Raw genomic sequence first — 15,282 nt, 5'->3', positions numbered from 1 at the left:
AGAAATTAATAATAAAGATAGTATACCTTTATAAAATATAAGAATGAGCTTATCCGAATAAAGCTTTAATAGTGAGATGATGTTGAAGATATTGTAGATAAAGATAGAACTGTCAGAGGGGCAGGCCGAATAATTGATTTTGAGCATTTGGGAGTCAGTATCAAGAAACAAGTGCTAATGTTCAAAAAAAGCTTGGCTGATGCGGTTGAAAATATAGCTACCTTTAATCAGGATGTCGCAGACAGCAGTATAATATGTATGATTGCTGTTCAGAATCAGCAATGATTTAACTGGAAATCCTATGCTCTTTTTTTGTTGGGTTCTGGAAATGGGAATTTGACAAGGGGATGTCGTTCAGTAAAAGCCAGTTGAGCTAAGGACTTTCATGGATTAAAAAGAAAAGCCAAAAAAACGCTTACAATATCACAAAATAATTGACTATTACCTTTATTAGGAGTAAACTAATGGGGTACATTTAAAAAATATAAAAGGAGAATTCGTCATGAATTTAACATTTTTAGGACTTTGTATTGCCTGCTTTGGCGTCTCATTAGCTGAAGGTTTGATTATGAGTAATCTTTTCAAAGCATATGCTCGTCAACCTGAAATTATCGATCAACTACGTAGTCTCTTAATTCTCGGTGTTGCTTTTGTAGAAGGTACCTTCTTTGTAACCTTGGCCATGGCCTTCATCATTAAATAGACTACTCTATTTAGAAAAAGAGGTGTCAAACCATGGAAGAAAGTGTAAATCCTACCTTAAATATTGGACCAATATCCTTTGATTTGACCCTACTTGCCATGTCTCTTGTAACTGTTTTGGTGGTCTTTGCTTTTGTCTACTGGGCAAGTCGCAAAATGACCCTTCGTCCAAAGGGCAAACAAAATGCTCTTGAGATGATCTATGATTTTGTCATTAGCTTTACCAAGGGTAACATTGGAGAGCATTATATGAAGAATTATTCTTTATTTTTGTTTTCTCTTTTTATGTTTATTTTGGTGGCCAATAATATTGGGTTGATGGCAAAAGTCCAAACAACTAACAGTTATAACTTGTGGACTTCCCCAACGGCTAACCTCGGCTACGACTTATCTCTCTCCTTTATGATCACCTTGATCGCACATATAGAAGGGGTTCGTCGTCGAGGCTTTAAGGAATATTTGAAGGCTTTTGTAACACCAGGCTTTATGACCCCGATGAACCTCTTGGAAGAAGTGACCAATTTTGCTTCCTTAGCAATTCGGATTTACGGGAATATTTTTGCTGGTGAAGTATTGGCAGGTTTGCTATTAACCTTGTCTCAACAAGCCTTTTATTGGTATCCAGTAGCCTTTATCGGAAACATGTTATGGACGGCCTTTTCGATTTTCATTTCATGTATCCAAGCTTATGTATTTACCATGTTGTCTTCGATGTACATTGGTAAAAAAATAAACGGTGAGGAAGAGTAAGTAGAGGAGTAGTAGAAGATGGATTTAACTATTGGTACCATTATTGGTGACTTTATTCTCATCGCTGGTTCCTTCCTTTTATTAATTTTTTTAGTAAAGAAGTTTGCCTGGGGCAATATTACCAGTATCTTAGAAGAACGTTCTAAAAAGATTACGGATGATATTGACGGGGCTGAGTCAGCCCGCAAAAAGGCTGAGGAACTCGCGCAAAAACGTGAGAATGAATTAGCAGGAAGTCGTCAGGAAGCAACGACGATTATCGAACATGCTAAGGAAACAGCTCAAAAAAATAAGGCTGGAATTTTAGCGAATGCAGCTGAAGAAGCTGGACGTTTGAAAGCAAAAGCCAATCAGGAAATTGCTCAGAGCAAGGCAGATGCCTTGAATAGCATTAAAGATGATGTGGCTGACCTAACAGTAAGTCTCGCAAGTAAGATCTTGAGTCAGCAGCTCGATACAGAGAAACACAGCGAGCTCATTGATCGTTATATTGATAAATTAGGAGATGCTTAATGGACAAAAAGCAATACGCGGTAATTGAAAAATATGCCTTGCCTTTTGTTCAATTAGTATTTGAAAAAGGTCAGCAACAGGATGTTTTTGATAAACTAAGCCAGATTAAGGCCGTGTTTGTGGAAACAAATCTTGCTGACTTTTTATCACATATTGGCGTTGATGAGGAAGAGAAGGAGAAGGCTCTTCGACTTTTCCAAAACTCAGATTCACAGCTGATTGATAACTTTATCGAAGTCACTATTCTCAATCATCGAGCTGCTTTATTCTACGATATATTATTAGAAATTCAGCATCAGATTGAGAAGCAAAGCAATGAATTTGAAGTGACAGTCAGATCTGTCCAAGCACTGACAGAAAGACAAAAAGAGAGATTGAAACCAATTATTGAGCAGAAAATGGGCCTCAAGGTTCGCGCGCTCAAGCAGGAATTGGATGTCGATTTGATTGGTGGTTTTGTCATCTCAGCCAATAATAAGACAATTGATGCAAGTATAAAACGTCAATTACAACTCGTAAAAGAAAATTTGAAATAGAAAGTGGTGTGAATTTTGGCGATTAACGCACAAGAAATCAGCGCTTTAATTAAGCAACAAATTGAAAATTTCCAGCCAAATTTTGACGTCACAGAAACTGGGGTCGTCACTTACATTGGTGATGGAATCGCTCGTGCCCACGGTCTTGATAATGCCATGAGCGGGGAGCTCTTGATTTTTGAAAATGGTTCTTATGGTATGGCCCAAAACTTGGAGTCAACTGATGTCGGGATCATTATCTTGGGTGACTTTACAGATATTCGTGAGGGGGATACGATTCGCCGCACGGGTAAAATCATGGAGGTTCCTGTTGGGGATGCTTTGATTGGTCGTGTCGTGGATCCGCTCGGTCGTCCTGTTGACGGATTGGGTGAGATTGTTACGGATAAAACACGTCCTGTTGAAGCGCCAGCTCCAGGAGTTATGGAGCGGAAATCCGTTTCTGAACCATTACAAACAGGTCTAAAAGCCATTGACGCACTGGTACCAATTGGTCGTGGTCAGCGGGAATTGATTATCGGTGATCGTCAGACTGGTAAAACCAGTATTGCCATCGATGCGATCCTCAACCAAAAAGGGCAAGATATGATCTGTATCTATGTTGCCATCGGTCAAAAGGAATCCACTGTTCGGACACAGGTTGAGACCCTCCGCCAGTATGGAGCCTTAGACTATACCATTGTGGTAACAGCGTCAGCTTCTCAACCTTCTCCTTTGCTTTTCTTGGCACCTTATGCCGGTGTAGCAATGGCAGAAGAGTTCATGTACAATGGCAAACATGTCCTTATCGTTTATGATGATTTGTCTAAACAAGCGGTGGCTTACCGTGAACTTTCTCTCTTGCTTCGCCGTCCGCCAGGTCGTGAAGCCTTCCCAGGGGATGTTTTCTACCTTCACAGCCGCTTGCTTGAGCGTTCAGCTAAGGTTTCTGATGAGCTGGGTGGTGGTTCAATCACTGCATTGCCATTCATCGAAACACAGGCAGGAGATATCTCAGCCTATATCGCGACGAACGTGATTTCAATCACGGACGGTCAGATTTTCCTCAGCGATAGCCTCTTTAATGCAGGTATTCGACCAGCCATTGATGCCGGTTCTTCCGTATCTCGGGTAGGTGGTTCTGCACAAATCAAGGCCATGAAGAAGGTTGCAGGGACTCTGCGTATTGACCTTGCTTCTTATCGTGAGCTAGAAGCCTTTACCAAGTTCGGTAGTGACTTGGATGCAGCAACTCAGGCCAAACTCAATCGCGGACGCCGCACAGTAGAAGTATTGAAACAGCCAGTTCATGAGCCACTGCCAGTTGAAAAACAGGTTGTGATCCTCTATGCACTGACTCACGGCTTCCTTGATACAGTACCAGTAGATGAGATTCTTCAGTTTGAAGATGAGATTTTCACTTACTTTGATGCTCATCATGAAGACATTTATGAAACAATTCGTCAGACAAAAGATTTGCCGAGTGAAGAAGTGCTGGACGCCGCTATTACTGAATTTATCAATCAATCTAACTTCAAATAGGAATAGAGGTGTCAGATGGCAGTTTCATTAAATGATATCAAAAATAAAATTGCATCCACAAAAAACACCAGTCAAATCACCAATGCTATGCAGATGGTTTCTGCATCTAAGTTAGGAAAATCCGAAGAAGCAGCAAAGAACTTTCAAGTCTATGCTTCTAAGGTTCGGAAACTCTTGACCGACCTTTTGCATGGTCATGAGACAGAAAATGTTAGTCATCATCCCTTGCTCAAGAGCAGACCAGTTCAGAAAACGGCTTATATCGTCATTACGTCTGATCGGGGTTTGGTCGGTGGCTACAATGCAACCATCCTCAAATCAATGATGGAATTGATTTCTGAATACCACGAAAAGGATGACTATGTCATTATTTCGATCGGTGGAATGGGAGCTGATTTCTTCCGAGCACGGGGCATTCAGCCAATTTATGAATTGCGCGGCTTAGCCAATCATCCGAGTTTTGATGAAGTCCGGAAAATCATTTCTAAGACCATTGAAATGTATCAGAATGAACTTTTTGATGAACTTTATGTCTGTTATAACCACCATGTCAACAGTCTGACCAGTCAGATGCGGGTGGAGCAGATGTTGCCAATCGTCGATTTGGATCCTAGTGAAGCGGATAAGAACTATATCCTCAATCTAGAACTAGAATCCAGTCGAAATGCGATTTTAGATCAGCTCTTACCTCAGTTTGCTGAAAGTATGATTTACGGGGCCATTATTGACGCAAAAACTGCTGAAAATGCTGCTGGTATGACAGCCATGCAGACAGCAACGGATAACGCTAAAAAAGTTATCAATGATTTGACCATTCAGTATAACCGTGCTAGACAAGCAGCTATCACGCAGGAAATTACTGAAATTGTGGCGGGTGCAAGTGCACTGGAATAGTGTCACAGAAAATAAATATTATAAAGAGGAGAAAAGAATGAGCTCAGGCAAAATTACTCAGGTTATCGGACCGGTTGTAGACGTAGCGTTTGCAGCTGGCGACAAGCTACCTGAGATCAATAATGCACTTGTAGTCTATAAAAATGACGAAAAAAAATCAAAAATCGTCCTTGAAGTAGCTCTTGAGCTTGGTGATGGAGTGGTTCGGACCATCGCTATGGAATCAACGGATGGGTTGACTCGTGGCATGGAAGTGCTAAATACTGGCCGTCCAATTTCTGTACCAGTCGGAAAAGAAACACTTGGTCGCGTCTTTAACGTTTTGGGAGATACCATTGACTTGGATGCTCCTTTTGCGGATGATGCAGAGCGCCAGCCAATCCATAAGAAAGCTCCAACCTTTGATGAGTTGTCTACTTCATCAGAGATCTTAGAAACAGGTATCAAGGTTATCGACCTTTTAGCACCTTATCTGAAAGGTGGTAAAGTCGGACTCTTCGGTGGTGCCGGAGTTGGTAAGACCGTCCTGATTCAGGAATTGATCCACAACATCGCTCAAGAACACGGTGGGATTTCTGTATTTACCGGTGTTGGAGAACGGACGCGTGAAGGGAATGACCTTTACTGGGAAATGAAGGAGTCTGGCGTTATCGAAAAGACAGCCATGGTCTTCGGTCAGATGAATGAGCCACCAGGGGCACGTATGCGTGTTGCTTTGACTGGCTTGACGATTGCAGAATATTTCCGCGATGTGGAAGGTCAAGATGTCTTGCTCTTCATTGACAACATCTTCCGTTTCACGCAAGCAGGTTCTGAAGTTTCTGCCCTTTTGGGTCGGATGCCGTCAGCCGTTGGTTACCAACCAACACTTGCGACAGAAATGGGACAATTGCAGGAACGGATTACCTCAACCAAGAAGGGTTCTGTAACCTCTATTCAGGCCATCTATGTGCCAGCCGATGACTATACTGACCCAGCTCCAGCAACGGCTTTTGCTCACTTGGATTCTACAACCAACTTGGAACGTAAATTGGTTCAATTGGGGATTTATCCAGCAGTGGATCCGCTCGCTTCAAGCTCTCGGGCTCTTTCTCCTGAGATTGTTGGTGAAGAGCACTATACGGTGGCTGCTGAAGTTAAACGCGTATTGCAACGTTATCATGAATTGCAGGATATCATTGCAATCCTAGGTATGGACGAATTGTCAGATGAAGAAAAGACCTTGGTTGCGCGTGCGCGTCGGATTCAATTCTTCCTTTCTCAAAACTTCAACGTTGCTGAGCAATTTACTGGTCAGCCGGGATCTTATGTGCCTGTAGCTGAGACAGTTCGTGGCTTTAAAGAAATCCTCGAAGGAAAGTATGATAAGTTACCAGAAGATGCCTTCCGCGGTGTCGGTTCAATTGAGGATGTCATTGCTAAAGCTGAAAAAATGGGATTCTAAGAGGTGAATGATGGCTCAAATGACAGTACAAATCGTTACACCGGATGGTCTTGTCTATGACCACCGTGCTGCATTTGTTTCCGTAAAAACGATTGACGGAGAAATGGGGATTTTGCCTCGTCATATCAATACAATCGCTGTTTTGGAAGTGGATCAGGTCAAGGTGCGCCGGGTCGATGATGATAAGCATATTGATTGGATTGCGGTCAACGGTGGTATTGTAGAGATAGCTGACAATGTGATTACCATTATCGCAGACTCAGCAGAACGTGCGCGTGATATTGATATTAGCCGTGCTGAGCGGGCTAAACTGCGTGCTGAGAAAGAGATCGAAGAAGCTCAAGACAAGCATCTGATTGACCAAGAGCGCCGTGCTAAAATCGCCCTTCAGCGTGCCATCAACCGGATTAACGTTGGAACAAGAATGTAATAAGCAAAAAAAGAATGGAAATGCCATTCTTTTTTTGTTGGCTTACGTTTCTTTCCGCTAGGAATGCCTGGTCTTATGGTATAATAAAAACTATGATAGAATTAACATTTCGACTATGCAGTCACCTGCTCTTTATTTTCTTTGCTTTTCATCTTCTGTCTACTGTAGTAAGTTGGGAAAGATTTCTAAAAGTAAATGCTGATAATGCTCTCAAAATTCGTTTTTTGATATTATTGTTGAGTATTGCCTTGGGCTACATGGCCAGTCTATTTTTTATTGGCATCTATGATATGAGTCGGGCAATCTTTAACGGTACTTTGTAAGGTCAGATTTTTGATTTTATGGTATGATAGTAGGGATGAATTTTTAATGTTTGGAGTAGCTAGTTAGTATGGAAAAAATTATTATTCAGGGTGGAAATAATCGTCTGGTTGGAACAGTCAAGATTGAGGGAGCTAAAAATGCGGTGCTGCCGCTGCTAGCTGCAACGATATTGGCCAGTGAAGGAAAAACGACACTCAAAAATGTTCCAGTCCTTTCGGATGTTTTTACCATGAACAATGTTGTTCGCGGCTTGAATACGCAGGTGAACTTTAACCGAGACGAAAACACTGTAGTCGTGGATGCAACTCAGCCTTTGTCTGAGGAAGCTCCTTATAAATATGTCAGCAAAATGCGGGCTTCAATTGTTGTATTGGGGCCGATTCTTGCTCGAAATGGGCATGCTAAAGTATCCATACCGGGTGGTTGTACGATTGGCAATCGTCCGATTGACCTTCATTTGAAGGGCTTGGAGGCAATGGGCGCTCAGATTACACAGTCTGCGGGTTACATTGAGGCCAGAGCAGACCGCTTAAAGGGAGCGCATATCTATATGGACTTCCCAAGTGTTGGCGCAACGCAGAATATTATGATGGCTGCGACGTTGGCTAAAGGCACAACTGTTATCGAAAATGCTGCTCGAGAGCCTGAAATTGTCGATTTGGCCCTTTTGTTAAATAAAATGGGCGCTAGAGTCAGAGGAGCAGGAACGGAGAATATAACAATCATCGGTGTGGAAAAACTTCATGGAGCTGAGCATAATGTAGTCCAAGACCGCATTGAAGCTGGGACCTTTATGGTGGGTGCTGCCATGACAGGCGGTGATTTGCTGATTGAGGACGCTATCTGGGAGCACAACCGTCCGCTTTTATCAAAAATGCAGGAAATGGGAGTAGAAGTGACTGAAGAAGATGCAGGAATTCGCATCCGCTCGGATGTTTCGAAGTTAAAAGCTGTTTCAGTTAAGACCTTGCCTTATCCAGGTTTCCCGACGGATATGCAGGCTCAGTTTACTGCCTTGATGGCGATAGCCCAAGGAGAATCCGTCATGATTGAAACGGTCTTCGAGAATCGTTTCCAGCACTTAGAAGAGATGCGGCGAATGGGGCTTCACTCCGACATTATGCGGGACACAGCCCGTATCTGGGGCGGTGAAAGCTTACAAGGAGCTGAAGTGATGTCAACAGACCTTCGGGCCAGTGCAACCTTGATTTTGATGGGCTTGATTGCTGATGGAGAAACAAAAGTTAGCAAGCTAGTCCATTTGGACCGCGGTTACTATAAATTTCACGAAAAGCTGGCAGCTCTTGGTGCAAATATCAAACGTGTAAAGGAAGAAGATGATGAGTGAAAATTTAAAATATTTAGGTAAACAGCTCGGAATTGTTGCCTTGGTTCTGCTACTTGCTTTTATCATTTTTTGTCTTGGTCTGGTCATCGGTTATGGTGTGATTGGAAATGGAGACAATCCTTGGTCTATTTTATCGCCAAAGACTTGGGATACCATTATTTCCAAATTTACGGGTCAGTGATTTTCCAAGAGTATGACATAGCATCCCGACTGTGCATTATCCTAGCACAGTCCTTTTAAATGGATAAGGAATTATGCCAAAAAGAAAGAAAATCCTAAAAAAAAGTAATAAATCTGTGCAGACTGTGGCAGGGCTTCTGGTTGCACTTAGCTTGTCGCTGGGAGCCTACTTTTTTGGAAATGGCAATCAAACACCAGCGCTAAACACACCTGCAGTTGTCAGCCAAAATAAGGAGACTAGCACACCTGACCAAGCTCTGTCAGAAAGTGTTCTTACAGACTCAGTGCGCTCTCAACTTGGAGGAAAAATCGAGTGGAATGGGGCAGGGGCTTTCGTCATCAATGGAAATCAAACAAACTTGAATGCCAAAGTTTCTAGTTTGCCTTATGCGGATAATAAAACGAAGATTGTTCAGGGGCAGACTGTTCCCACAGTAGCCAATGCCTTGCTTACCAAATCAACACGCCAGTATAAATCACGGGAAGAAACGGGAAATGGCTCTACTTCTTGGGTTCCTGCTGGTTGGCACCAAGTCAAACATCTATCAGGTGACTATCATCATGCGGTGGATCGAGGGCATCTCTTGGCTTACTCTTTGGTCGGTGGTTTAAAGGGCTTTGATGCTTCCACTAGCAATCCAGCCAATATCGCAGTCCAAACAGCCTGGGCCAATCAGGCCAATAAAGACAGCTCGACGGGACAGAATTACTATGAAAGTCAGATTCGTCGCGCCTTGGATCAGAATAAGCGGGTGCGTTATCGTGTCACTTTGATTTATGCTTCGGGAAATGATCTTGTGCCAGTCGGCTCGCATTTAGAAGCCAAGTCCAGTGATGGAAGTTTGGAGTTCAATGTCTTCGTTCCCAATGTGCAAAAAGGGATTCAGCTAGACTATAGCAGCGGTCGGGTCAGTCTGACTACAGGTTCTTAATATTTAATTAGAATGAAAAGGAATGGTTGCAGATTTGTAGTCATTTTCTTTTATAGTTATAGAAGGAGAGCTTTTTAGTTTTGTTTAAGACAGTATTGATAGAATCTATCTTCTCTTACAATCCGAGAAGTGGAGGTTGCTATGAGATTTATTTTTAATTGTATTTGTTTCTTATTTCGTTTTATTTGGCGGCTGGTCTGGGGCTTGATTTGGTCCGCAGTTCTTAGTTTCGTAGTAATCGTTGGTGTCTTTTATTTTACGACTTTGACAGATAGTGGGCCAGCTGGTTTGTCCCAAGCAGTTCAGGCTGCGGTAGTGCGAGTGAACCAACTTTTCAATGGTCAAGGGTTCACAATAGGATTTGACAGCTACAGTCAGCAAACCGACCAAATGACAGATGAGCATATCGCTACAGGCAGTCGTTGGGAGCAGGCGAGCGCCAGCATTTACATTGATACACAAAACGAAACCTTTCGGTCTGCTTATCTAGAAGCTATTGATTCTTGGAATCAGACAGGGGCCTTTACCTTTACCCTCACTGAAGATAAGAATTCGGCAGATATTATTGCAACGGAGATGAACGATGGGAATGTGCCAGCAGCTGGTGAAGCAGAGTCTCAGACTAATCTACTCACTCAGCGCTTTACAAAGGTTACCGTCCGTTTGAATGCTTACTACTTACTCAATGACCGCTACGGCTATTCACACGAACGCATCGTAAATACAGCAGCGCACGAATTGGGTCATGCTATCGGATTAGATCATAACGAGGAGGATTCTGTGATGCATTCGGCTGGTTCTTTTTACAGTATCCAGCCAGTAGATGTTCAAGCTGTAAGAGAACTGTATCAATCATAGTATCATGTTAAAAACTATTTTCTATTTTATTAGACGCTTTCCGGAGCAAGTCTTCCTTTTTATCTTTAATTCAGGAGTTTTTGCCTGGCTTTGGACAAGCGGGACGGAGATTGCCAGTCAAATCGGTCTGACCGATGTTTGGCAAAATCATATTCCAGTGCCGCTTCAGGCATTTTTCGGCGAAAGCAGTCAAGCTGTTCAAGACTTCTTTAACACTTCAGCCTTTATATGGTTGGTCGGTTCGATGATGATTCTTGTGGCAATCCGCTTTGTCAAAGGACTGATTAAGTTGCTTCTCTTTGTTTTGCTCATTTTACTAGGTATCTACCTAGTGGTGCAGAATCAGGGGATTTTAAGTAGTTTTATCTAAAGTAGGCATCAGTTTATTAGCTACCAGAGCAAGAAGAGCGAGCATGCTTGCTCGTTTTTTATGTGAAATCCAAAGTTTTTTGTTTAAAACAAACAAAAAGTGTGGAAAATGAAAAAGAAAAGAGTTATAATGAAGAAAACGGGAGATGAGGAGTCGAAAATGAATAAGATTGAACGATTAGACGAATTGGTTAAGCTGGTAGATAGACTTGGAACGATTACCGTTGCTCAAATTGTGGAAAGCCTGAAAGTCTCTGACATGACTGTTCGACGTGATTTGACAGAGCTAGAAAATCAAGGGAAATTGACTCGTATTTTTGGTGGAGCGAAAAGTAATAAAGCCCAACAATATCACGAAATTCCTCACGAAGAGAAACTCTTCAAGAATATTGAAGCTAAGCGAGCCGTTGCTAAAAAGGCTGTGCAGCTGATTGAGGATGGGGACACCATTTTCCTTGGTCCAGGGACTTCTGTAGAAGTGCTGTCCGAGCAAATAAGCAATCAAAATCTACGCGTGATTACCAACTGCCTGCCTATCTTTAATGACCTGCTCAAGAAAAAGTCAGATACCTTTAAAGTTTTTCTTCTTGGAGGGGAAATGCGGGAGACTAGTCAAGCCTTTGTAGGAGAGATGACCAACGCTATCATGGAGCGCATGTATTTTACTAAGATGTTCTTCAGCTGTAATGGCATTAAAGGTGGACAAATCATGACCTCTTCCTTTGAAGAGGCCTACACCCAAAAGCTGGCCTTAGAACGCTCGACGGAGACATATCTGTTGATTGATTCTTCTAAGATTGATAAGGAAGATTTCACTTCCATCTGTCCTCTATCTGAAATTACAGCAGTTATCATTGATCAAACTTCCGATACAGTTCATGAGGAATTAGAAGTGCATACTAAAGTTATCTCATAAGTAATAGACAAAAATGCTCTGGATAAGAGCTTTTTTGTTTATCTATAACATTATTTATTTTTTTGATTAAAATAAACAAAAAGATGTTGACAATAAACTTAGAAAGGAGTATATTATGATTATGGAAAACAGATAGTGATTTAGATAAACATGAATCTGTTAAAAATAACCAAAAGGAGAATGCTCATGGCAATTATTATTGGAGCAGATGCTGCTGGAAGCAAGCTGAAAGATGTAGTCAAGGATTTTATCGTCGGAGAAAACTTTGAAGTGATCGATGTGACGAAAGAAGGTCAGGATTTTATTGATGTAACCCTTGCAGTTGCGGCTGAGGTGAATAAGCAAGAGGAAAATCTTGGTATTGTGATTGACGCTTATGGGGCTGGTCCATTCATGGTAGCGACCAAAATCAAAGGTATGGTAGCGGCTGAAGTTTCAGATGAACGCTCTGCCTACATGACTCGCGGCCATAACAACTCTCGCATGATTACGATGGGAGCTGAAATCGTTGGTGAAGGTCTAGCTAAGAATATTGCCAAAGGCTTTGTCAATGGGAAATACGATGGCGGCCGCCACCAAATCCGAGTTGACATGCTCAACAAGATGTGCTAAGAAAAGGAGAAATCAAATGAAAATTGCAATTGGATGTGACCATATCGTTACCAATGAAAAAATGGCGGTCGTAGATTTCTTGAAGTCAAAAGGCTATGAAGTACAGGACTACGGAACATATGACCATGTGCGTACCCACTACCCTATCTACGGAAAAAAGGTAGGAGAAGCTGTGGCGAGTGGCAAGGCGGATCTGGGAATCTGTATTTGCGGTACTGGTGTCGGGATTAACAATGCGGTTAATAAGGTGTCTGGTATCCGCTCAGCTCTGGTGCGCGACATGACTTCAGCTCTCTATGCTAAGGAAGAGCTCAACGCCAATGTCATCGGCTTTGGCGGAAAAATCACAGGTGAGCTCCTTATGTGTGACATCATAGAAGCTTTCATTCATGCGGAGTACAAACCAACCGAAGAAAACAAGAAGTTGATTGCCAAGATTGAGCATGTTGAAAGTCATAATGCTCATCAAGCAGATGCCAACTTCTTTACAGAATTTCTTGAAAAATGGGATCGTGGAGAGTACCACGACTAGTGAGGTAGCCAGATGATTCTTACAGTGACCATGAATCCTTCTATCGATATTTCCTATCCTTTAGAAGAATTGAAAATTGATACTGTTAATCGTGTTGCAGAAGTCAGTAAGACAGCAGGCGGCAAGGGCCTCAATGTGACCAGAGTTTTGGCAGAAATTGGAGACGATGTCGCTGCGACGGGGCTTATCGGCGGAACTAATGGAGAGTTTTTATTACAAAATCTTCATCCAAATGTTCAATCTTCCTTTTACAATATTTCAGGAGCGACGAGAAACTGCATTGCTATCTTACACGAAGGTAAGCAAACAGAAATCCTGGAAGCCGGTCCGACTATTACAGCAGTTGAGGCGAGGGATTTCCAAGAACACTTCCGGTCTTTGATGGCTGAGGCAGATGTTGTCAGTATCTCGGGCAGTTTGCCAACGGGCCTGCCGACAGAATACTATATCCAGCTGATTGAAATGGCTAATCAAGCTGGCAATAAGGTGGTGCTGGATTGCTATGGAGCAGCTCTGGAAGCTGTACTTAAATCAGATGTCAAACCAACTGCCATCAAACCAAATAACGAGGAACTTTCTCAGTTATTGGGCCGCGAAGTTTCCAAAGATTTGGATGAGTTAAAAGCTGTCCTTTCAGAACCGCTATTTGAAGGAATCGAGTGGATCATCGTATCACTCGGTGCAGATGGCGCTTTTGCAAAACACTGGGATACTTTCTATAAAGTAGATATTCCTAAAATCCAAGTGGTTAATCCAGTTGGCTCTGGTGACTCAACTGTTGCAGGTATTTCTTCAGCCTTGAGCCATCAAGAAGATGCTGTCTCTCTGCTCAAAAAGGCAAATGTGCTGGGCATGCTCAATGCCCAAGAAAAAATGACCGGTCATGTCAATATGGCTAACTATGACGAACTATACAAACAACTACATGTAAGGACGGTATAATATGGTATTAACAGAACAAAAATGCAAGTATATGGAAAAACTTTCTGACGAGAATGGCATTATCTCTGCCTTGGCTTTTGACCAACGCGGTGCTTTGAAACGCCTCATGGCTCAATACCAAGAAGCAGAACCAACAGTAGAACAGATGGAAGAGCTGAAAGTTCTGGTAGCAGAAGAGCTGACTCCTTATGCTTCATCTATGCTCCTAGATCCTGAGTATGGCCTGCCTGCTACGAAGGCTTTGGACAAGAATGCTGGCTTACTATTGGCCTATGAAAAAACAGGTTACGATACTTCTAGCACTAAGCGCCTGCCAGACTGTCTAGATGTTTGGTCTGCAAAACGCATCAAAGAACAAGGTGCGGATGCGGTGAAATTCCTCCTTTACTATGATGTGGATAGCTCTGACGAGCTCAACCAACAAAAGCAAGCTTATATCGAGCGTGTGGGTTCTGAGTGTGTGGCAGAAGATATTCCTTTCTTCCTTGAAATCTTGGCTTACGATGAAAAGATTGCGGATGCTTCCAGCGCTGAGTACGCGAAAGTGAAACCTCACAAGGTTATCGGAGCTATGAAAGTCTTCTCAGATCCACGTTTCAATATTGATGTCTTGAAAGTGGAAGTTCCAGTCAACGTTAAATACGTTGAAGGTTTTGGTGATGGTGAAATCGTTCATACACGCGAACAAGCAGCTGCCTTCTTCAAGGAACAAGATGAAGCAACTAACCTGCCATACATCTACTTGAGTGCGGGTGTATCAGCGAAACTCTTCCAAGAAACACTTATCTTCGCTCATGAGTCAGGTGCAAACTTCAACGGCGTTCTCTGCGGACGTGCGACTTGGGCTGGCAGTGTCAAAGACTACATTGAGCAAGGCGAAGAGGCAGCTCGTAAGTGGCTCCGTACAACTGGATTTGAAAATATTGATGAGCTCAACAAGGTTCTTCAAAAAACAGCTACCTCTTGGAAAGAGAGAGTTTAAAGCAGTATTTTAGTTCAATACGTTCGTCTAAAGCTTTCTTGAACTAAAGTCAATCATTGGTATTTGATCTGTAAGATTGGCCAATGATTGGTTTTAGTTTGAAATCATCAAAAATAAATGAAAAATGTTTAAAAAAACCAAAAGTAAGGGTTTACATTGTTGTTTTGATATGTTATAATTAAACCATAAGTTGAATAGGGTGAGCGTTACTAAGTTGGATTAGGCGTGACCGCAAATGAATTGGGAAAGTCAAGTATTCTTGTTGTTTTCCGTTTATTTGCGGTCATTTTTATTTCACGAAAGCTCAATAAAATGATAAGGAGGAAGCTATGTATCGAATCATACTTCCTATGAATAACAATGTTGCCTTAGCTAAGAATGAGCATCAGGAAGAAGCTGTTTTGATTGGCAGCGGCATAGCTTTTAATAAAAAGAAGGCATTCTATGTAAAAAGTCAAGAATAATTTTTTAAAATATCAATTATTTTTTACAGATAT

The 15,282-nt window shown here is 42.1% G+C and carries 20 protein-coding genes; all 20 read left to right on the top strand.

Annotated elements, in window-relative coordinates; translation table 11 throughout:
* Window positions 1–502 precede the first annotated feature (502 nt).
* The 20 genes from SSIN_RS04700 (at window position 503) to SSIN_RS10215 (ending at window position 15,249) form a co-directional block, all read left to right on the top strand.
* Window positions 503–703, top strand: a complete 201-nt coding sequence (locus SSIN_RS04700) for a F0F1 ATP synthase subunit C (protein ID WP_037616304.1) — start codon at window positions 503–505, stop codon at window positions 701–703.
* 32 nt (window positions 704–735) lie between these two features.
* Window positions 736–1,452, top strand: a complete 717-nt coding sequence (gene atpB / locus SSIN_RS04695; RefSeq protein ID WP_037616302.1) for a F0F1 ATP synthase subunit A — start codon at window positions 736–738, stop codon at window positions 1,450–1,452.
* A gap of 18 nt (window positions 1,453–1,470) precedes the next feature.
* On the top strand, window positions 1,471–1,965 hold the full coding sequence (gene atpF / locus SSIN_RS04690; protein WP_037616299.1) for a F0F1 ATP synthase subunit B: 495 nt from the start codon (window positions 1,471–1,473) through the stop codon (window positions 1,963–1,965).
* Window positions 1,965–2,501, top strand: a complete 537-nt coding sequence (locus tag SSIN_RS04685) for a F0F1 ATP synthase subunit delta (RefSeq protein WP_037616297.1) — start codon at window positions 1,965–1,967, stop codon at window positions 2,499–2,501. The genes atpF and SSIN_RS04685 overlap by 1 nt, the downstream gene beginning before the upstream one ends.
* Window positions 2,502–2,516: 15 nt before the next feature.
* Entirely contained in the window at window positions 2,517–4,022 is a 1,506-nt protein-coding gene (gene atpA / locus SSIN_RS04680; protein WP_037616296.1) for a F0F1 ATP synthase subunit alpha, read from the top strand.
* A gap of 15 nt (window positions 4,023–4,037) precedes the next feature.
* Window positions 4,038–4,916, top strand: a complete 879-nt coding sequence (locus SSIN_RS04675; RefSeq protein ID WP_037616294.1) for a F0F1 ATP synthase subunit gamma — start codon at window positions 4,038–4,040, stop codon at window positions 4,914–4,916.
* A gap of 37 nt (window positions 4,917–4,953) precedes the next feature.
* Window positions 4,954–6,360, top strand: coding sequence for a F0F1 ATP synthase subunit beta (atpD, locus tag SSIN_RS04670; protein ID WP_037616292.1), 1,407 nt, complete (start codon window positions 4,954–4,956; stop codon window positions 6,358–6,360).
* A 7-nt stretch (window positions 6,361–6,367) separates the two neighbouring features.
* The gene (locus tag SSIN_RS04665; protein ID WP_148881415.1) at window positions 6,368–6,790 is read left to right on the top strand and encodes a F0F1 ATP synthase subunit epsilon; all 423 of its coding nucleotides are present in this window, start codon (window positions 6,368–6,370) and stop codon (window positions 6,788–6,790) included.
* Window positions 6,791–6,882: 92 nt separating this feature from the next.
* Window positions 6,883–7,113: a DUF1146 family protein gene (locus tag SSIN_RS04660; RefSeq protein WP_037616426.1), complete on the top strand. Its 231-nt coding sequence runs from the start codon at window positions 6,883–6,885 to the stop codon at window positions 7,111–7,113.
* Window positions 7,114–7,181: 68 nt separating this feature from the next.
* The gene (murA, locus tag SSIN_RS04655; RefSeq protein WP_037616289.1) at window positions 7,182–8,462 is read left to right on the top strand and encodes a UDP-N-acetylglucosamine 1-carboxyvinyltransferase; all 1,281 of its coding nucleotides are present in this window, start codon (window positions 7,182–7,184) and stop codon (window positions 8,460–8,462) included.
* Complete coding sequence (locus tag SSIN_RS04650) at window positions 8,455–8,643, top strand: DNA-directed RNA polymerase subunit beta (protein WP_037616288.1); 189 nt, start codon at window positions 8,455–8,457, stop codon at window positions 8,641–8,643. The genes murA and SSIN_RS04650 overlap by 8 nt, the downstream gene beginning before the upstream one ends.
* A 73-nt stretch (window positions 8,644–8,716) precedes the next feature.
* Window positions 8,717–9,574 (top strand): DNA/RNA non-specific endonuclease, encoded by an 858-nt coding sequence (locus tag SSIN_RS04645; RefSeq protein ID WP_037616286.1) that lies wholly within the window; start codon window positions 8,717–8,719, stop codon window positions 9,572–9,574.
* A gap of 141 nt (window positions 9,575–9,715) precedes the next feature.
* Window positions 9,716–10,432, top strand: coding sequence for a matrixin family metalloprotease (locus tag SSIN_RS04640; protein ID WP_037616284.1), 717 nt, complete (start codon window positions 9,716–9,718; stop codon window positions 10,430–10,432).
* 4 nt (window positions 10,433–10,436) lie between these two features.
* Window positions 10,437–10,802, top strand: a complete 366-nt coding sequence (locus SSIN_RS04635) for a hypothetical protein (protein ID WP_037616282.1) — start codon at window positions 10,437–10,439, stop codon at window positions 10,800–10,802.
* Between the two features lie 159 nt (window positions 10,803–10,961).
* Window positions 10,962–11,717, top strand: a complete 756-nt coding sequence (locus SSIN_RS04630) for a DeoR/GlpR family DNA-binding transcription regulator (protein ID WP_037616423.1) — start codon at window positions 10,962–10,964, stop codon at window positions 11,715–11,717.
* Between the two features lie 186 nt (window positions 11,718–11,903).
* Window positions 11,904–12,329 carry a galactose-6-phosphate isomerase subunit LacA gene (gene lacA, locus SSIN_RS04625; RefSeq protein ID WP_037616281.1) on the top strand — a complete coding sequence of 142 codons (426 nt, stop codon included), beginning with the start codon at window positions 11,904–11,906 and terminating at the stop codon, window positions 12,327–12,329.
* Window positions 12,330–12,345: 16 nt separating this feature from the next.
* A complete protein-coding gene (gene lacB, locus SSIN_RS04620; RefSeq protein ID WP_037616279.1) occupies window positions 12,346–12,861 on the top strand; it encodes a galactose-6-phosphate isomerase subunit LacB in 516 nt (171 codons plus the stop codon).
* A gap of 12 nt (window positions 12,862–12,873) precedes the next feature.
* The gene (locus tag SSIN_RS04615; protein ID WP_037616277.1) at window positions 12,874–13,803 is read left to right on the top strand and encodes a tagatose-6-phosphate kinase; all 930 of its coding nucleotides are present in this window, start codon (window positions 12,874–12,876) and stop codon (window positions 13,801–13,803) included.
* 1 nt (window position 13,804) lies between these two features.
* Complete coding sequence (gene lacD, locus SSIN_RS04610; protein ID WP_037616275.1) at window positions 13,805–14,785, top strand: tagatose-bisphosphate aldolase; 981 nt, start codon at window positions 13,805–13,807, stop codon at window positions 14,783–14,785.
* Window positions 14,786–15,114: 329 nt separating this feature from the next.
* Window positions 15,115–15,249, top strand: a complete 135-nt coding sequence (locus SSIN_RS10215) for a CAT RNA binding domain-containing protein (RefSeq protein WP_425314565.1) — start codon at window positions 15,115–15,117, stop codon at window positions 15,247–15,249.
* The last annotated feature ends 33 nt before the right edge of the window (window positions 15,250–15,282 follow it).

It is taken from the genome of Streptococcus sinensis, assembly GCF_000767835.1.
Lineage (GTDB): Bacteria > Bacillota > Bacilli > Lactobacillales > Streptococcaceae > Streptococcus > Streptococcus sinensis.
Note: the sequence above shows the minus strand (reverse complement) of the source record. Positions and strands in the feature narration are given on the sequence as shown.

Coding starts and splice junctions, on each gene's coding strand:
- SSIN_RS04700 (WP_037616304.1), top strand. CDS start 503: ATGAATTTAACATTTTTAGGACTTTGTATTGCCTGCTTTGGCGTCTCA.
- atpB (WP_037616302.1), top strand. CDS start 736: ATGGAAGAAAGTGTAAATCCTACCTTAAATATTGGACCAATATCCTTT.
- atpF (WP_037616299.1), top strand. CDS start 1,471: ATGGATTTAACTATTGGTACCATTATTGGTGACTTTATTCTCATCGCT.
- SSIN_RS04685 (WP_037616297.1), top strand. CDS start 1,965: ATGGACAAAAAGCAATACGCGGTAATTGAAAAATATGCCTTGCCTTTT.
- SSIN_RS04675 (WP_037616294.1), top strand. CDS start 4,038: ATGGCAGTTTCATTAAATGATATCAAAAATAAAATTGCATCCACAAAA.
- atpD (WP_037616292.1), top strand. CDS start 4,954: ATGAGCTCAGGCAAAATTACTCAGGTTATCGGACCGGTTGTAGACGTA.
- SSIN_RS04665 (WP_148881415.1), top strand. CDS start 6,368: ATGATGGCTCAAATGACAGTACAAATCGTTACACCGGATGGTCTTGTC.
- SSIN_RS04660 (WP_037616426.1), top strand. CDS start 6,883: ATGATAGAATTAACATTTCGACTATGCAGTCACCTGCTCTTTATTTTC.
- murA (WP_037616289.1), top strand. CDS start 7,182: ATGGAAAAAATTATTATTCAGGGTGGAAATAATCGTCTGGTTGGAACA.
- SSIN_RS04650 (WP_037616288.1), top strand. CDS start 8,455: ATGAGTGAAAATTTAAAATATTTAGGTAAACAGCTCGGAATTGTTGCC.
- SSIN_RS04645 (WP_037616286.1), top strand. CDS start 8,717: ATGCCAAAAAGAAAGAAAATCCTAAAAAAAAGTAATAAATCTGTGCAG.
- SSIN_RS04640 (WP_037616284.1), top strand. CDS start 9,716: ATGAGATTTATTTTTAATTGTATTTGTTTCTTATTTCGTTTTATTTGG.
- SSIN_RS04635 (WP_037616282.1), top strand. CDS start 10,437: ATGTTAAAAACTATTTTCTATTTTATTAGACGCTTTCCGGAGCAAGTC.
- SSIN_RS04630 (WP_037616423.1), top strand. CDS start 10,962: ATGAATAAGATTGAACGATTAGACGAATTGGTTAAGCTGGTAGATAGA.
- lacA (WP_037616281.1), top strand. CDS start 11,904: ATGGCAATTATTATTGGAGCAGATGCTGCTGGAAGCAAGCTGAAAGAT.
- lacB (WP_037616279.1), top strand. CDS start 12,346: ATGAAAATTGCAATTGGATGTGACCATATCGTTACCAATGAAAAAATG.
- SSIN_RS04615 (WP_037616277.1), top strand. CDS start 12,874: ATGATTCTTACAGTGACCATGAATCCTTCTATCGATATTTCCTATCCT.
- lacD (WP_037616275.1), top strand. CDS start 13,805: ATGGTATTAACAGAACAAAAATGCAAGTATATGGAAAAACTTTCTGAC.
- SSIN_RS10215 (WP_425314565.1), top strand. CDS start 15,115: ATGTATCGAATCATACTTCCTATGAATAACAATGTTGCCTTAGCTAAG.